Here is a 16,042-nt window from a genome sequence, read left to right on the forward strand (position 1 = left end):
ATCGACAGGCCTCATCCAGAAATAGGGCACCCCTGCCGCCGGTTCAAACCTTAACTTGTGGAATCGGCGATATTTCCTTTTCTTCTCCCTCAATCATTCCGGCGCCCACCCCGGCGGCGCCATTTCAAATCCGGCAAAATCAAACCCCGGCGCGACGGTGCACCCCACCAGCGTCCAGTCACCCAGACTCACCACGCTCTGCCATCCCCCGACCGGCACCACCGCCTGCGGCCTTTGACCGTCCAGCACGTCCGGCCCCAGCACGACCTCCCATCCCCGCCCTTCCTGGTGCAGACTGAGCCTCAGCGGCGCGCCGGCGTAATAGTGCCAGACCTCGACCGCATCAATGCGATGCCAATGCGAACGCTCATCCGCCTGCAGCAGGTAATAGATGGCCGACGACGCCCCGCGTCCGCCGGTCAGGTTGTCACGGAAGGTTTCGGCATAGTGCCCGCCTTCCGGGTGCGGTTTGAGATCAAGCGCAGCGATCAGGGCGCGGGCGTCGGTCATATCTGTCTCCATCCATAACAGGTGAGCCTAGCGCGAATTTTGCCCGGATGTCCCCGCAAAACGCTGATGACACGCCGTCGCATATCCTGTAATGCGCGCGCTCATCGTACTGTCACCTTTTGCTGATACGCCGTCAGGTGTAACCGGGGTAAGTCTTCCTGAAATGATCATTCAGACCGCCACGACCGAAACCATCGAAGAAAACGGCTGGGCCACCGCCAAAACGCTCGCCGAAGCCCTGCCCTTCATCCAGATCTACGACCGCGAAATCGTCGTGGTGAAATACGGCGGGCACGCCATGGGTCAGGAAGAAACCGCGCGCATCTTCGCCTCGGACATCGTGCTGCTTAAGCTTCTCGGCATCCACCCGATCGTCGTCCACGGCGGCGGGCCGCAGATTTCGGCCATGCTGGGCCGCGCGGGCGTCAAATCGACCTTCATCGACGGCCTGCGCGTCACCGACGAAGCAACCATGGAAATCGCCGAAATGGTCCTGTCGGGCGCGGTGAACAAGGAAATCGCTTCGTGGATCACGCGCGCCGGTCAGGAAGCCGATGTGCGCGGCGTCGGCCTGTCGGGCAAGGACGCCAGCCTGATCACCGTCGAAAAGGCCACGCGCCTCAAGAAAGATCCGGATTCGATGATCGAACAGGTCGTCGATCTCGGCTTTGTCGGTGAGCCCAAGCGCGTGGATGACAAGCTGCTGCGCACCCTGATCGGCGACCTGGAGCACGACTATGTGCCGGTCATCGCCCCGATCGGCGTGGCCGAAGACGGCGCGACCTACAACATCAATGCCGACACGGTGGCCGGCGCGGTGGCGGGCAAGATGAACGCCAAGCGCATGTTGCTGCTGACCGACATCGCCGGTGTGCTGGACGGCGAGAAAAACCTGATCCGTCAGATGACGGTGTCGGAAGCCAAGGCCCTGATCGAGACCGGCGTCGCCGTCGGCGGCATGATCCCCAAGCTCGAAACCGCCATTGCCGCCATCGACGCAGGCGTGGAAGCCGTGGTCATCCTCGATGGCCGCCGCCCGCACGCCATGCTGGTCGAGCTGTTCACCGAACACGGTGCCGGCACGCTGATCACGCGGGATTAAGTCTCTCCTCCCCTGCGAAGCGGGGGAGGTGGATGCGAATGAAATGAGCAGACGGAGGGGGCGTTACCGCCCTTTTTCACCCCCTCCGTCAGTCCGCTATGCGTCCTGCCACCTCCCCCGTACGCTTTGCTACAGTGGAGGATGAAATAGCTTGAAACCCTAACGAAAAACGCCGAAACATGCGGCATGAGCCCGCACGTTCAAAACCTCCCGCACGTCTCCACCTGGCTGTTCGATCTCGACAACACCCTCTATCCGCCCGAAGCCGAGGTCATGGCCTTGGTCGAAGGGCGCATGACCGATTTCGTCATGCGTCAAACGGGCCTGCCGCGCGAAGAGGCCCGCACGCTCCAGAAGAAATACCTTTACGAGCACGGCACGACGCTGGCGGGCCTGATGGCCTATCACAATATCGAACCCTACGCCTTCATGAACGAGGTGCACGACGTGTCGCTGGACGGGCTGATCCCCGACCTGGCGCTGAACGACGCCATCACCGCCCTGCCCGGCCGCAAGCTGGTCTTCACCAATGGCGACGAGAAGCACGCCTATCGCATACTGGACAAGCTGGAGATGACGCCGCTGTTCGAGGACGTCTTCCATCTGGGCCATGCCGATCTGATCCCCAAGCCCAACCTCGTCACCTTCCACCGCATGATGCAGAAGCACGCGGTGACCGGGCCGGAGACGGCCTTTTTCGAAGACAGCCCCAAGAACCTCAAGCCCGCGCACCAACTGGGCATGACGACCATTCTGGTGGGGCCGCACGCCGCAGCCAATGCCGACGATTTCGTGCATATCCGCGCCGCGTCGCTGAAAGCGTTCCTTGAAAATTGAACCGCGTTCAAAATTTAGCTTGACGCATTCAGAAATATGAACCATGTTCATTGAACGCCGTTCACAGGCGTGTCACGGAGATCATGGTCATGTTCAAACCGATTGCCCTTATCCTGTTCGCGTCTGCTATCGCCCTGCCCGCCGCCGCGCAGGACAGCCTTGAAAACGCCTCCAGGGCCTCGGCCAACTCCGCCGAAGCCACCGCCGAACTGTCCGGCGCGGGCGTGATGGTCGTGGCCGGCAGCGCCGCCCTGCCCTTCGTCGCCGTGGGCGCGTCCGCCGAAAGCACCGGCGCGGCTCTCCGCGACTCCGGCGAGGCCGTGTGGGACGAAGCCAACAAACCGCTGAGGGTCAGCCCGGAAACCGTTGTAGCGCAGGACGCCCCTGACGTGCCGCGCGAGGCGGAAAAGCCTCAAAAGAAAGCGCAGTAAGATGTTCCGGGCGGCGCTGATCGCAGGCTCCCTGGCCATCTCCGGCCTGCTGCTTCCCGGCGCGGCATCGGCCGGTGACGAGTCCGGCGACAGCGCCGCCGGGGCCAAACCCCACCTGAGCGCTCCGGACGCCGCCGCCTTCGGCAAACAGATCGAACAGGATCTGGCGGCGAAGGGCGCGCGGGTGGCCATCGTCTTCCGCACCAGCCGCCCGCACGACAAGCTGCCGCCCGGCATCGCCTATACGCATGGGGCCTTCTGGGTCCATAGCGACATCACGACGAACGATGGGCGCACGCTTCAGGGCTATGCGGTCTACAATCTCTATCACGGCGACGGAAAGACCCTGCCGGTCAGCCGTTCCTATCTGAAGCAGGACTTCCCGCTCAACTTCGCCATTGTCTCCGCCGAAGACGATGTCGGCGTGATCATCCCGACGCCGGAAATGCAGCGGCGGCTGAAAGCCCTGATCGGCTCGCCTGACTATGAGCATCTGCACATTACCGACTATTCGCTGGTGTCGAACCCGCTGGATGCGAAATACCAGAACTGCGTCGAGTTCCTGCTGGACGTGGTCGCGTCCGCGGCGTGGGAGACGGAGTCCTATCCGCAGATCAAGGCCAATCTCGGCAAATGGTTCACCCCGACCACCGTCAAGGCCGGATTCCTGCAACGCACATTGGGGCCGATGGCCGATGCGCGGCTGAGGACCGACGACCACCCCGGCCCGATCCGCACGGCGACCTATGAGAGCCTGTCGGCCTTCATGCTGGAACGCGGATTGGCAAGCGAAGCCTACGTTATTAAGCGCAATATTCCTTGATCCCTCGGACGTATCGTCCTAAGGCGCTGTCATTCCTTCTTTGACAGACCTTATGAGAGCCGCCATGTCCGACCTCGCCGCCTTCCACGACGATATCGAAGCCGCCTGGGAAATCCGCGACACCCTGTCGCCGTCCACCACCGGCTCGGTGCGCGACGCCGTCGAAAAGGCGCTGGGCCTGATCGACAACGGCCGCTTCCGTGTCGCTGAAAAGATCGACGGCCAATGGGTCACGCACCAGTGGCTGAAAAAAGCCGTGCTGTTGTCCTTCCGCCTCAACGGCAACCAGTTAATGCACACGGGCCGCGGCCTGTTCGAAGAAGCCCCCATCGGGCCCTTCTGGGACAAGGTGCCGAACAAGTTCGCCAAGTGGAAGGCCGAAGACTATCAGGACGCCGGCTTCCGGTCGGTGCCGGGCGCCATCGTCCGTCACGGCGCGTTCGTGGGCAAGAATGTCGTGCTGATGCCGTCGTTCGTCAACATCGGCGCCTATGTCGGCGAAGGCACAATGGTCGACACCTGGGCCACGGTCGGCTCCTGCGCCCAGATCGGCAAGCACGTCCACCTGTCGGGCGGCGTCGGCATCGGTGGCGTGCTTGAGCCGCTGCAGGCCAACCCGACCATCATCGAAGACAATTGCTTCATCGGCGCGCGCTCCGAAGTGGTCGAAGGCGTGATCGTGCGCGAAGGCTCGGTGCTGGGCATGGGCGTCTATCTCGGTCAGTCGACCCGCATCGTCGACCGCGCCACGGGCGAGGTCTTCTACGGCGAAGTCCCGCCCTATTCGGTGGTCGTCGCCGGCTCGATGCCGTCGGCCAACGACAAGAACCCCAACGCGCCGCACCTCTACTGCGCCGTCATCGTCAAGCGCGTCGATGCCCAGACGCGCAGCAAGACCGGCATCAATGAGTTGCTGCGGGACTAAAAAATTTCACCCTCCGCTGCCGCGCAGCGGAGGGTGTTTTATATCGGATAGTTCGAATAAACCTTCTTCAGGTTGCGGTCGCGCGCGATGCTCACCGGCGTCACCAACTCACGCGCCAGCACCCTGGCGATGCAGGCCTCACGATCCAGACCCCGACATTCCGGATCGCCTGCGGCGCGTTTGGCAATCAGGTCCTTCGCCGGGCCCTTGAGCACGCCGAGATCACCAATCCTCTGACGCTCCCCCAGTTCGATCCCGGCTGCATCGTAGGCGAGATAGGCCAGTTCGCTACAATAGATAGCGCGATTTTCGAATGAAAAGTAAACGTCGTAAGGCCGCCCATAAAGGCGCCTGGCTTCGGTAAAGACCTGCCTTGTCTGACCGGCCGTCAGGCCTTTCGGACGATAGACGGCGATACGCGCGAACTTGCCGCGCTGCCTCCACTCCCTCAAAGGCGTTCCTTTACCGGTCCGACGGCTTCGACCACCATCCAACCGGATGAAGTGTGTTTGACGATGCCCATGTGGGTGTAAAGGCTACGGCTGGCGACCAGAATGGCCTTTGATTGCTGGCTGCGCGAAGTCTGGAAAATCAGGTCGCCGTCACGCAGGTCCGGCATGGGCCAGAACCACCGGACCAGACCGACCATCAGAAGAATAAGCGCCGCCGTGCCCGCCCATCGCCAGATTTTCATTGCCGTCCCCTGAACTTTGTTCAGAGTTTAGCAGAACCTGCCACGCCGTCCAGATAGCGCTTGGTCTCATCCAGCGCATTGTCGGCCAGAGCCGCGCGGCGGCGTTTCAGATCGACCGCCCCGGCGTCATAATCCTTCATCAGAGCCCGCACGAAATCGCCCGACTGCACGTCCTTCAGCACGGCGTCCATCGCCGCCTTCGATGCGTCGCCGATGACGCGCGGACCGGTCAGATAGGCCCCGTATTCCGCCGTGTTGGAAATCTTCTCGAAGCCGCCGGACATGCCGCGCTCCCAGAGAAGATCGACGACCAGCTTCAGCTCGTAACAGGTCTCGAACCACGCCACCTCGCGCGGATAACCCGCCGTGACCAGCGTATCGAACGCCGTCGTCACCAGTTCGCGCGTCCCGCCGCACAAGACCGCCTGCTCACCGAACAGATCGCTTTCGCACTCGGCCTTCATCGTCGTTTCGAGAATGCCCTTGCGCCCACAGCCCAGAGCCGCCGCGAACGACAGGCCGATGGACCTGGCCGCGCCCGTCGCGTCCTGTTGCACCGCGAACAGGCAGAAGACGCCCTCGCCCGCCTCATAAAGGTCGCGAATGCGCGGACCGATACCCTTGGGCGAGACCAGCAGCACATCGACATCCACCGGCGGCGTCACCAGCCCGAAATTGACCGACAGACCATGCGCGAAAATAAGCGCCTGACCGGCGCGCAGGTTCGGTCCGACCTGATCGCGGAATAGGGCCTGATGCGCCTCGTCGGAGGTCAGGACCACGATCACCTCGGCCCAGCGCACGCCGTCCTCGACCGTCACCACCGCAAAGCCATCCGCCGCCGCCTTATCGCGCGTCGCCGAACCGGGCTTTAGTGCCACGCGAATATCGGTCACGCCAGAATCGCGGGCATTGAGCGCCTGAGTGCGCCCTTGCGAGCCGTAACCGATGATAAGGAGCCGCTTGCCGCGGATCACGCTGAGATCGCAGTCGCGGTCGTAGTAGACGGGCAATGACATGGGCGGCGCTCCTCACTATAATCGAGCCAGAATCGTCTTCCCTATAGAGCAGCCCGTCATGCACCGACACCCTGAATATCAGTATCTCAATCTGCTGAGCGATCTTCTGGACAACGGCGTGACTCGCATGGACCGCACGGGCACCGGCACGATCGGCCTGTTCGGGCGGCAGATCCGCTTCGACCTGTCGAAGGGCTTTCCGCTGCTGACCACCAAGAAGGTGCACTTCAAATCGGTGGCGGTCGAGCTTCTGTGGTTTCTGCGCGGCGACACCAATGTCAAATACCTGCACGACCATAAGGTCAGCATCTGGGACGAATGGGCCGACGAAAACGGCGACCTCGGCCCGGTCTATGGCAAGCAATGGCGGTCATGGGCCGCTCCCGACGGGCGCAGCATCGACCAGATGGCGCAACTGGTCGAGAATCTGAAAACCAATCCCTATTCGCGCCGCCACGTCATTTCGGCGTGGAACCCGTCGGAAGTCGACGACATGGCCCTGCCGCCATGCCACTGCCTGTTCCAGTTCTTCGTCGCTGACGGCAAGCTGTCGTGCCAGCTTTATCAGCGTTCGGCCGACATCTTCCTCGGCGTGCCGTTCAATATCGCCTCCTACGCCCTGCTGACGCACATGGTGGCGCAGGCCGTGGGCCTCCAGGTGGGCGACTTCGTGCACAGCTTCGGCGACGTGCACCTGTATCTGAACCATGTGGAACAGGCGCGCACCCAGTTAACGCGCGACCCCCTGCCTTTCCCGGCGCTGAAACTGGCCGACAAGAAAGACCTGTTCGGCTTCGACTATGCCGATCTCGAACTGATCGATTATCAATCCCACCCGGCGCTGAAAGCGGCTGTGGCGGTTTAGAAATCATACCTCCCCAGCTTGCTGGGGAGGGGGACCGCGCCCGATAGGGCGGGGTGGTGGGGGTTCTTGCGATCTATCCACCCGCTAAAATTTAGAAAGAAACCCCACCACCACATCTCACTTGCTTCGCAAGTTCGTGCGGTCCCCCTCCCCGACAAGTCAGGGAGGAATGAAAGACAGACATGCCCAAACCCCTTCTCAGCCTGATCGTCGCCATGAGCGAAAACCGCGTCATCGGCCGCGACAACACCCTGCCCTGGCATCTGAAATCCGACCTGAAGATGTTCAAGGCCATCACGCAGTTCAAACCCCTCATCATGGGCTCGAACACCTGGGACTCGCTGCCGCGCAAGCCGCTGCCGGGACGGCTGAACCTCGTCTGCTCGCGCGATCTGAAATTCGAGGCCGAAGGCGGCATCGTCTGCGGCTCGCTGTTCGAGGCACTGGACATCGCGCGTGAGCACGCGGCCGACGATGGCGCGGAAGAGGTCGTGGTCATCGGCGGCGCCAATATCTACGAACAGACCCTGCCCAGGGCCGACCGGCTCTATGTGACGCTGGTCCACACGACGCTGGACGGCGACGCCCTGTTCCCGGAGATCGATCCGGCCCAGTGGGACGAGGTGAAATCGGAATTCTGCCCCAAGGCCGATGGCGACGATTACGACTTCACGCTGAAGGTCTATGAGCGGAAGAAATAAGCCCCTCTCCCTTGAGGGAGAGGGTGGCGCGGAGCGCCGGGTGAGGGGGCGTTACGCCAAGGTCGCCAGTGCCGAACGGTCGAACGCCTTGACGTCTTCCAGCCGCCCGTCGCGGATCTTGTTCAGCCACTGCGGATCGGCCAGAAGCGCACGACCGACGGCCACCAGATCAAACTCCCCGCGATCGAGACGACGCAGCAGTTCGTCAATCCCCTGCGGGCTGGCTTCGGACCCGCCAAAGAAGTTGATGAAGTCGTCGGCCAGACCGACGCTGCCCACGGTGATCACCGTCGCGCCGGTGAGCTTCTTGACCCAGCCGGCGAAATTGAGGTCCGAACCTTCAAATTCCGGCTCCCAGAAGCGGCGCTGCGAAGCGTGGATGACGTCTACCCCGGCATCGAGCAACGGACGCACCCAGTCTTCCAGTTCCTGCGGCGTGTGCGTGACCTTCGCGTCGTAAACCCCGCCCTTGAACTGCGAAATACGGATGATCAGCGGGTAGTCGGCCCCGACCTCAGCGCGAACGGCCTTGATGATCTCGGCGGCGAATTTGGTGCGCTCGCCGATGGTCGCGCCGCCCCACTGGTCGGTGCGCCGGTTGGTGCGATCCCAGAAGAATTCGTCGATCAGATAGCCGTGCGCGCCGTGCAGTTCCACCGCGTCGAAGCCCAGCTTTTTGGCGTCACCCGCGGCACGCGCAAAGGCGGCGATGCTGTCGGCCACGTCGGCGTCGGTCATCGGCGCCCACTTTTCCGTACCGTCCAGCGCGATGCCCGACGGGCTCTGCTTGGGCTGCGGATCGTAGTCGCCACGCGAAGCGGCGGCCCCGGTGTGCCATATCTGCGGCGCGATCCGCCCGCCCTTCGCATGGACGGCCTCGACCACCTTGCCCCAGGCCGGCAGGGCGTCACCGAAGAAGTTGGGGATGTTGGCCTCGTTCTTGGAGGCCGGGCGCTCGATCACCGTGCCCTCGGTCAGCAGCAGCCCCACTCCGCCTTCGGCCCGGCGCGCATAGTAGGCGGCGACGTCGTCGGTCGGCACCCCACCGGGCGAGAACTCCCGCGTCATGGGGGCCATGACCACGCGGTTCTTCAGGGCGAGCGACTTCAGGGCAAAGGGCGAAAACAGGGTATCGAGCGACATATGGGGCTCCGGTCAAAATGGTAATCGAAGCTGATATGGTTACGTATTTCGCAGGTGCAAGACACCCGCACTATTCGGGCCACAGCCGTGAGGTGTGCAGAACGCGCCAGATCACTATCGCATCGCCTTCGACCGTGTAGATAAGCAGGTACGGCAGGCCATTCAGCACCCATTCGCGCGTGCGCCTCGCCCGGCCGGGTCGACCGCTGTCCGGAAAGTCGATCAAGTGTTCCGCGGCGGCTTCCACAGCTTCATCCACCCTGACCGCCGCCGCGACACTGTCCTGCGCGATGAATTGAAAGGTCTGAATACGGTCGTTCAGCGCCCGCGCGGACCATTGGATCATCATTTTCGCAGAGCATCCGCCCTGAGCGCGGCCATGCGCGCCTTGGCCTCGTCATGGGAGACCAGAGGCCGCGGATCGTTCATGGCCTCCTGCACCTTAGCCCGTAACCAGGCGTCATAGGTTTCCGGATCGACGGTCAACCCGGCCGGCAGGGTTCCTTCATTGGCAATACGCGTCAGCAGGATACGCACGGCGTCGGAAACCGTCAGCCCCATCTGGCTGAGGACGGCGCCCGCCCGTTCCTTGATCGCACGATCGATCCGCGCTTGTACCACTTCGCTCGCCGCCATAGGACTCCTGCCTTTCACGGCCATTGTACTTCAATTGAACGACAAAGACCAGCAACCTGTTACAAAGCCAGTTGCGCCCACAGCACCTTCGCCATCTCCGCAAACCGCTCCGCCACGGGGCCGTCGCGCAGCGGGTTGGCGCTGTCGGCAGCCTGACGCAGAGCCGGATCGAGCGGCACTTCGCCGAGGAAGGGGCGTTCCAGCGTCTCGGCCATCTTTTTCGCCCCGCCCCGACCGAAAATCTCGATCGGCGTGCCGTCGGCGCCCATGAAATAGGCCATGTTCTCAACGATCCCCAGAACGGGAATTTGCGTCTTGTCGAACAGGGTCACGGCGCGGCGCGCATCGATCAGCGCCATGTCCTGCGGCGTGGACACGACCACCGCCCCGTCGATCACCGTCTTCTGCGTCAGGGTCAGTTGCACGTCGCCCGTGCCCGGCGGCAGGTCGACGATCAGTACGTCGAGCGGTTGCGCCTGCGTCCCCCACTGGGTCTGGGTCAAAAGCTGGGTCAGGGCCTGCGACGCCATCGGCCCGCGCCAGATCATCGCCTGATCGGGATCGACCAGAAACCCGACCGAATTGACCTTCAGACCGAAGGCGAGCGGCGGCAGCATCTTCTTGTCTTCGCTGAACGAGGGCGGCGTATTGAGTCCCAGCATGACCGGCCCCGACGGCCCGTAGATATCCGCATCGAGCCAGCCGACATTAAGCCCCAGCGTCTTCAAACCGAGGGCCAGATTGAGCGACACGGTGGATTTGCCCACCCCGCCCTTGCCCGAACCGACAACGACGACGTGCTTCACATGATCCGGACGTGCCGTGGCCACCGGGGCCTTGGGTTTGCCCTGATCGGCGGCCTGCGGCGACAGCTTGGCCTGCGGACCAGGGCGTGGTGCATGCGGTTCCGCGACTTCGGCGGTCAGGACCACCTGCGCCTTTTCGATGCCGGGCAGGCTGTACAGCACGCCTTCGGCGGCCTCGCGCACCTGGGCGTAGCGTTCGACATCGGCCGCCGGCACCTCCAGCATGAAGCCCGCCCGCGTCGCCGACACGGTCAGGCCGCGCACCAGTCCCGCGGTGGTAAGGCCCTGCCCGCTCACCGGATCGATGATCGAATCCAGCGCGTCGAGTACCTGTTGCTTGTCGAGATCGGCCATAATTGTCTTTCGAATAACTGCTGTGCGCCCTATAGGCTCAAATAGGAACGAGACAACCCCTTTTGCAGACCATGCCGACGCCTGAACCTCACATTCTGTTGCTGGGCGGCCCGACGGCGTCGGGCAAGACGGCGCGCGCGCTCGATTGGGCGGCGACGACCGGCGGGGTGATACTCAATGCCGATTCGATGCAGTTGTACGCCGACGTGCCGATCCTCACCGCCCGCCCCGACGCGGCGGAAAGCGCGCAGGCCCGCCACGAACTGTACGGCTTTCTGTCGCCCGATCAGCAATGGTCGACCGGCGACTGGCTGCGCGCCGCCCAGCCCTTTATTGTGGCGGCGCTGAGTGGCGACACGCCGCTGTGCATCGTCGGCGGCACGGGGCTTTATTTCCTGACTCTGGTGCGCGGTCTGGCCGAAATCCCGCCGATAGACGATGAGGTGCGCGACCGCGCGCGCCGCACCTATGACGCACAGGGCGAGGCCTTGGTGCGCGAACACCTGCGCACGCTCGACCCGGTCACCGAGGCGCGACTGGCCCCCAACGACCGCCAGCGCCTGTGCCGCGCGCTGGAAGTGGTGTGGCAGACGGGCCGGTCCTTGAGCGACTGGCAGGCCGACACCTACCCCGTCCTGCCCGCAGGCCGTTACCGTTTCGACATCCTCAAGCCTGACCGCGACTGGCTCTATGACCGCTGCGACCGGCGTTTCGACCTGATGCTGGAACGCGGCGCGCTGGACGAGGTTCGCGCCCTGATGGCCGCCGGGTTACAACCGGATTGGCCGATCCTGCGCGTGCTGGGTCTGCCGGAACTGTGGGCGCATCTGAAAGGCGAGATGACGCTCGACGCCGCCCGCGATCTGGCCAGGCAGAAGACCCGCAACTACGCCAAGCGCCAGACGACCTTCTTCGGTAATCAGTTCATCTTGAACCATTCCTGACTCCGGGCGCGACAACGCTTACCCTTGACCGGAGACCCGGCGCGTGAAAGCCCACCCGTGCGCGATAAATGAATAACCGAAATCTCCGCCCCTGGTTTTTGTCATATAATTTACGCCGCCGCATTTTTCCTATTGTCTGACTAAAAAGCAGGGTTTAATCAGACCCTGTGGCATACGGCGTAACCGGTGCCAAAAAGATTACGGGAAACGCAAAAAGCTCTTTGATGGGAAAGGCCTGAAAGCCATGAAATTCCGCACCTCCACGGCGCTCTGCGCCCTCATCATGACGCTTGCGGGCGTCAACATCGCCCACGCGGCCACCGCCACCAGCGAAACCTTCGGCAAGCTAGCCGACGGTGCCGAGGTCAAGGCCGTGGTGCTGAAGAATTCCAAAGGCGTTTCGGCCAAGGTCATCACCTATGGTGCCACCCTGCAATCCCTGTGGGCCCCGGACCGCGCCGGCAAAACGGCTGAAATCACCATCGGCTACGACGACCTCAAGGGCTATGTCGAGACTCCGCAATATCTGGGCGTCACCGTCGGCCGCTACGCCAACCGCATCGCCAAGGGCAAGTTTACACTGGACGGCAAGGAATACAGCCTCGCCACCAACAATAACGGCAACCACCTGCACGGCGGCCTGAAGGGCTGGGACAAGGTCAACTGGACGCTCGCCTCGGTCAAGAGCGGCGGCAAGACCGGCGAAGCCTCGGCCACCTTCACCTACACCTCGCCCGACGGCGAGGAAGGCTACCCCGGCACGATGAAGGTCGAGGTCACCTATTCGCTCAGCGAAACCAACGACCTGACCATCAAGTACAAGGCCACGACCGACAAGCCGACCGTGGTCAACCTGACCAACCACGCCCTGTTCAATCTGGGCGGCGTCGGTTCGGGCCGTTCGGCGCTCGACGCCTCGCTGCAACTCGAAGCCGACGGCTACCTGCCGACCAGCGACACCGCCATCCCGACCGGCAAGATCGCCCCGGTGAAAGGCACGCCGTTCGACTTCACCAAGCCCGCCGTGATCAACGACCGCGTGCGCGACGCCCGCGACCCCCAGATCCTCGTCGGCCTCGGCATCGACCACAACTACGTCCTGCGCGGCGGCGTGACCAAGACGCCGAAGCCCGCCGTCACCCTGATCGACGCCAAGTCGGGCCGCGGCCTGAAAATCCTCACCACCGAGCCGGGCATCCAGATGTATACCGGCAACTTCCTCGACGGGAAGGTGCCGGGCCGTAACGGTCAGGTCACCCGCATGGGCGACGCCGTGGCCTTCGAAGCCCAGCACTTCCCCGACAGCCCCAACCAGCCTCAGTTCCCGACGACCCGTCTGAACCCCGGCGAAACCTACACCCAGACGACGGTCCACCACATCTTCGTCGCCAAGTGATTTCAATGACGCTTCCGCTGCCTTGAGCGGAAGCGTCATTGAGCTATTGTTCGTCGCGTCCTCCGGCTCAATCCGGCAGGCGCTTTAAAAGTAAAGACCCACACACCGATGTCCGACAGCCGCCTCCCCCGCTCCAAGACCAAGCTCCGCTCGCGCGCCTGGTTCGACAATCCCGAAAACGCCGACATGACCGCGCTCTATCTTGAGCGCTACATGAACTTCGGCCTGTCGCTGGAGGAACTGCAGTCGGACAAGCCGATCATCGGCATCGCCCAGACCGGTTCGGACCTCAGCCCGTGCAACCGCCACCACCTTGAACTGGCCAAGCAGATCCGCGACGGCATTATCGCTTCGGGCGGCATCCCGCTGGAATTCCCGGTCCACCCGATTCAGGAAACGGGCAAGCGCCCGACCGCCGGCCTCGACCGTAACCTGGCCTATCTCGGCCTCGTCGAAGTCATCTACGGCTACCCGCTGGACGGCGTGGTGCTGACCATCGGCTGCGACAAGACGACCCCGGCCTGCCTGATGGCCGCCGCCACCGTGAACATCCCCGCGATCGCCCTCAGCGTCGGGCCCATGCTCAACGGCTGGTACAAGGGCGAGCGCACCGGTTCGGGCACCATCGTGTGGAAGGCCCGCGAACTGCTGGCCGCCGGCGAGATCGACTATCAGGGCTTCATCAAGCTCGTGGCCTCTTCGGCCCCGTCGACCGGCTACTGCAACACCATGGGCACGGCGACGACCATGAACAGCCTGGCCGAAGCGCTGGGTATGCAACTCCCCTATTCGGCCGCCATCCCGGCCCCGCACCGCGACCGTCAGGAATGCGCCTACCGCACCGGCAAGCGTATCGTCGACATGGTCCACGAAGACCTGAAGCCCTCGGACATCCTGACCAAAGAGGCCTTTATCAACGCCATCCGCGTCAATTCGGCCATCGGCGGCTCGACCAACGCCCCGATCCACCTCAACGCCTTGGCCCGCCACATCGGCGTGGAACTGAAGGTCGAGGAATGGCAGCAGTACGGCGAAGAGGTGCCGCTGCTGGTCAACCTGATGCCCGCCGGTGAATATCTCGGCGAAGACTACCACCACGCCGGCGGCGTCCCCGCCGTCGTGGGTCAGCTCATAAAGCAGGGCCTGATCTACGAGAACGCCCTGACCGTCAACGGCAAGACCATCGGCGAAAACTGCCGCAACGCCATCATCGAGGACGAGCGCGTCATCCGCCCGTTCGAGCAGCCGCTCAAGCTGGCCGCCGGCTTCCGCGTCCTGTCGGGCAACCTGTTCGACTCGGCCGTCATGAAGGTCTCTGTCATCTCGCCTGAGTTCCGTGAACGCTACCTGTCCGATCCGGCCTCGCCCAACGCCTTCACCGGCCGCGCCATCGTCTTCGACGGTCCGGAAGACTATCACCACCGCATCGACGACGAGTCGCTCGCCATCGACGAACACTGCATCCTGTTCATGCGCGGCGCGGGCCCCATCGGTTATCCGGGCGCCGCCGAAGTCGTCAACATGCGCGCGCCGAACTACCTGCTGAAGCGCGGCGTCACCTCGCTGGCCTGCATCGGCGACGGTCGTCAGTCGGGTACGTCGGGGTCGCCCTCCATCCTCAACGCCTCCCCGGAAGCCGCGGCGGGCGGCAACCTCGCCATCCTGAAAACGGGCGATATGGTGCGCGTCGATCTCAACGCCAACACCGTCAACGTACAGATCTCGGACGCCGAAATCGCCGAGCGCCGCGCCGCCCTCGAAGCCGCCGGCGGCTTCCAGTACCCGGCGCACCAGACGCCGTGGCAGGAAATGCAGCGTGGCGTCGTCGGTCAGATGGGTTCGGGGATGGTGCTCGAAAACGCCGTCAAGTATCAGCGCATCGCTCAGGTAGGTGTCGGCGTTCCGCGCGACAACCACTAGGCTTGAAGGTTCGCAGGGGCACCGTCCCCGCACCCGATACCGGGAACAAAAAAACCGCCGGAGTTTCCCACTCCGGCGGTTTATTCGTTTCACTTCTATCATAGCTCCCCACCTCCGGTGGGGAGGGGGACCGCACGAGCGAACGTAGTGAGTGAGATGTGGGGGTGGGGGTTCTTGCTGATTGACAACACACAAAGCGGGTTGACGTATTTAAAGACACCCCACCACCATCTTCGCTGCGCTCGACGGTCCCCCTCCCCGCACTTCGTGCAGGGAGGTATAAGTAAAATCACTCCGCCACCTGCACCACCGCCAGCACCTGACTATGCAAAGCCAGCGGCATCCGCGCCAAAACCGCGAACAGGGCAAGCATGGACCCGATCATGGTGGCGATGGCCGAAGCCCGGCGCTCCGCCGGCACCACCCGCGCCGTCATCAGCAATCCGTAATTGGCCGCCACCGCACAGGCGATATTGCAGATTGTGCCGCACGAGATCGTCCGGGTGCAGCGGCTGGCCGTTTCGCGTCGATGGCGAGGTACGCGAATATCCCGTCACCGGCAATCTGAAGATCAGCGACGGCGAAAGCCTGCTGGCCACGGTTCTGGATGGGCTCGGACTGGCCTATATGGCCGATTTCATGGTCCGCGACGACATCGCCGCCGGACGGCTGGTGTCCGTACTCGATGCCTTCAACACCGGTGAAACAGAGGAAATGCACGCCGTCTGGCTGGGTCAGGGCCGGCAGACCCATATGCCGGGCCGCATCCGCGTCTTTCTCGACTTCCTGAGCGAACGCATAGTCTTCACCTGACAAGTTTTTCGGCGCCACATGTCGAATACGCGCAAAATAATACCGCGCGCACCGCTTTACCTCCGAACATTTTTCGCGAGGCTCTTAAAGTAAACGTGATTTTTACATTTGGATACCTAGATG

20 protein-coding genes are annotated in these 16,042 nt (G+C 63.2%); 11 read left to right on the top strand and 9 right to left on the bottom strand.

The genetic code is table 11. The features are described 5' to 3' along the window. Positions 1-93 precede the first annotated feature (93 nt). Positions 94-510: a cupin domain-containing protein gene (locus tag LH365_RS10655; protein WP_226743613.1), complete on the bottom strand. Its 417-nt coding sequence runs from the start codon at positions 508-510 to the stop codon at positions 94-96. 163 nt (positions 511-673) lie between these two features. Between LH365_RS10655 and argB the strand changes: the two genes are divergently transcribed. The 5 genes from argB (at position 674) to dapD (ending at position 4,628) form a co-directional block, all read left to right on the top strand. Then, a complete protein-coding gene (gene argB, locus LH365_RS10660) occupies positions 674-1,612 on the top strand; it encodes an acetylglutamate kinase (RefSeq protein ID WP_226743614.1) in 939 nt (312 codons plus the stop codon). A gap of 186 nt (positions 1,613-1,798) precedes the next feature. Next, positions 1,799-2,449, top strand: a complete 651-nt coding sequence (locus LH365_RS10665; protein ID WP_226743615.1) for a pyrimidine 5'-nucleotidase — start codon at positions 1,799-1,801, stop codon at positions 2,447-2,449. An 89-nt stretch (positions 2,450-2,538) separates the two neighbouring features. Next, positions 2,539-2,880 (top strand): hypothetical protein, encoded by a 342-nt coding sequence (locus tag LH365_RS10670; RefSeq protein ID WP_226743616.1) that lies wholly within the window; start codon positions 2,539-2,541, stop codon positions 2,878-2,880. 1 nt (position 2,881) lies between these two features. Then, complete coding sequence (locus tag LH365_RS10675; protein ID WP_226743617.1) at positions 2,882-3,703, top strand: DUF2145 domain-containing protein; 822 nt, start codon at positions 2,882-2,884, stop codon at positions 3,701-3,703. 64 nt (positions 3,704-3,767) lie between these two features. Continuing rightward, the gene (gene dapD, locus LH365_RS10680; RefSeq protein ID WP_107871911.1) at positions 3,768-4,628 is read left to right on the top strand and encodes a 2,3,4,5-tetrahydropyridine-2,6-dicarboxylate N-succinyltransferase; all 861 of its coding nucleotides are present in this window, start codon (positions 3,768-3,770) and stop codon (positions 4,626-4,628) included. Between the two features lie 38 nt (positions 4,629-4,666). Here the strand turns inward: dapD and LH365_RS10685 are convergent, their stop codons facing one another. The 3 genes from LH365_RS10685 to ilvC are packed head-to-tail and all read right to left on the bottom strand — an operon-like array spanning position 4,667 to position 6,341. Beyond that, complete coding sequence (locus tag LH365_RS10685) at positions 4,667-5,080, bottom strand: YiiX/YebB-like N1pC/P60 family cysteine hydrolase (RefSeq protein ID WP_255606586.1); 414 nt, start codon at positions 5,078-5,080, stop codon at positions 4,667-4,669. Continuing rightward, positions 5,077-5,322: a YiiX/YebB-like N1pC/P60 family cysteine hydrolase gene (locus LH365_RS10690; protein ID WP_226743619.1), complete on the bottom strand. Its 246-nt coding sequence runs from the start codon at positions 5,320-5,322 to the stop codon at positions 5,077-5,079. Before LH365_RS10690 ends, LH365_RS10685 begins: the two co-directional genes overlap by 4 nt. 20 nt (positions 5,323-5,342) lie before the next feature. Further along, positions 5,343-6,341: a ketol-acid reductoisomerase gene (ilvC, locus tag LH365_RS10695; protein ID WP_226743620.1), complete on the bottom strand. Its 999-nt coding sequence runs from the start codon at positions 6,339-6,341 to the stop codon at positions 5,343-5,345. 58 nt (positions 6,342-6,399) lie between these two features. Here ilvC and LH365_RS10700 point away from each other — a divergent pair, with 58 nt between their 5' ends. Together LH365_RS10700 and LH365_RS10705 are read left to right on the top strand one after the other, a co-directional pair. Next, a complete protein-coding gene (locus tag LH365_RS10700) occupies positions 6,400-7,206 on the top strand; it encodes a thymidylate synthase (protein WP_226743621.1) in 807 nt (268 codons plus the stop codon). A 182-nt stretch (positions 7,207-7,388) separates the two neighbouring features. Beyond that, on the top strand, positions 7,389-7,907 hold the full coding sequence (locus LH365_RS10705; protein ID WP_226743622.1) for a dihydrofolate reductase: 519 nt from the start codon (positions 7,389-7,391) through the stop codon (positions 7,905-7,907). 51 nt (positions 7,908-7,958) lie between these two features. On the opposite strand, the gene LH365_RS10710 is transcribed toward LH365_RS10705, so the two are convergent. The 4 genes from LH365_RS10710 to LH365_RS10725 all read right to left on the bottom strand — a co-directional run bounded on the left by LH365_RS10710 (position 7,959) and on the right by LH365_RS10725 (position 10,846). Further along, positions 7,959-9,050 (bottom strand): NADH:flavin oxidoreductase, encoded by a 1,092-nt coding sequence (locus tag LH365_RS10710; protein ID WP_226743623.1) that lies wholly within the window; start codon positions 9,048-9,050, stop codon positions 7,959-7,961. A 70-nt stretch (positions 9,051-9,120) separates the two neighbouring features. Beyond that, positions 9,121-9,399: a type II toxin-antitoxin system RelE/ParE family toxin gene (locus LH365_RS10715; RefSeq protein ID WP_226743624.1), complete on the bottom strand. Its 279-nt coding sequence runs from the start codon at positions 9,397-9,399 to the stop codon at positions 9,121-9,123. After that, a complete protein-coding gene (locus LH365_RS10720; RefSeq protein WP_226743625.1) occupies positions 9,396-9,686 on the bottom strand; it encodes a type II toxin-antitoxin system RelB/DinJ family antitoxin in 291 nt (96 codons plus the stop codon). Before LH365_RS10720 ends, LH365_RS10715 begins: the two co-directional genes overlap by 4 nt. A 59-nt stretch (positions 9,687-9,745) precedes the next feature. Continuing rightward, entirely contained in the window at positions 9,746-10,846 is a 1,101-nt protein-coding gene (locus LH365_RS10725; protein ID WP_226743626.1) for an Mrp/NBP35 family ATP-binding protein, read from the bottom strand. Between the two features lie 71 nt (positions 10,847-10,917). Here LH365_RS10725 and miaA point away from each other — a divergent pair, with 71 nt between their 5' ends. The 3 genes from miaA to LH365_RS10740 all read left to right on the top strand — a co-directional run bounded on the left by miaA (position 10,918) and on the right by LH365_RS10740 (position 15,106). Next, the gene (gene miaA, locus LH365_RS10730; protein ID WP_226743627.1) at positions 10,918-11,790 is read left to right on the top strand and encodes a tRNA (adenosine(37)-N6)-dimethylallyltransferase MiaA; all 873 of its coding nucleotides are present in this window, start codon (positions 10,918-10,920) and stop codon (positions 11,788-11,790) included. Positions 11,791-12,034: 244 nt separating this feature from the next. Next, positions 12,035-13,186: an aldose epimerase family protein gene (locus LH365_RS10735; RefSeq protein ID WP_226743628.1), complete on the top strand. Its 1,152-nt coding sequence runs from the start codon at positions 12,035-12,037 to the stop codon at positions 13,184-13,186. Between the two features lie 108 nt (positions 13,187-13,294). After that, entirely contained in the window at positions 13,295-15,106 is a 1,812-nt protein-coding gene (locus LH365_RS10740; RefSeq protein WP_226743629.1) for an IlvD/Edd family dehydratase, read from the top strand. 289 nt (positions 15,107-15,395) lie between these two features. Here LH365_RS10740 and LH365_RS10745 read toward each other — a convergent pair whose 3' ends face one another. Next, complete coding sequence (locus LH365_RS10745) at positions 15,396-15,542, bottom strand: hypothetical protein (RefSeq protein ID WP_226743630.1); 147 nt, start codon at positions 15,540-15,542, stop codon at positions 15,396-15,398. Positions 15,543-15,586: 44 nt separating this feature from the next. Between LH365_RS10745 and LH365_RS10750 the strand changes: the two genes are divergently transcribed. Continuing rightward, a complete protein-coding gene (locus LH365_RS10750; protein WP_226743631.1) occupies positions 15,587-15,919 on the top strand; it encodes a LysR substrate-binding domain-containing protein in 333 nt (110 codons plus the stop codon). The last annotated feature ends 123 nt before the right edge of the window (positions 15,920-16,042 follow it).

The organism is Asticcacaulis sp. AND118 (genome assembly GCF_020535245.1).
Lineage (GTDB): Bacteria > Pseudomonadota > Alphaproteobacteria > Caulobacterales > Caulobacteraceae > Asticcacaulis.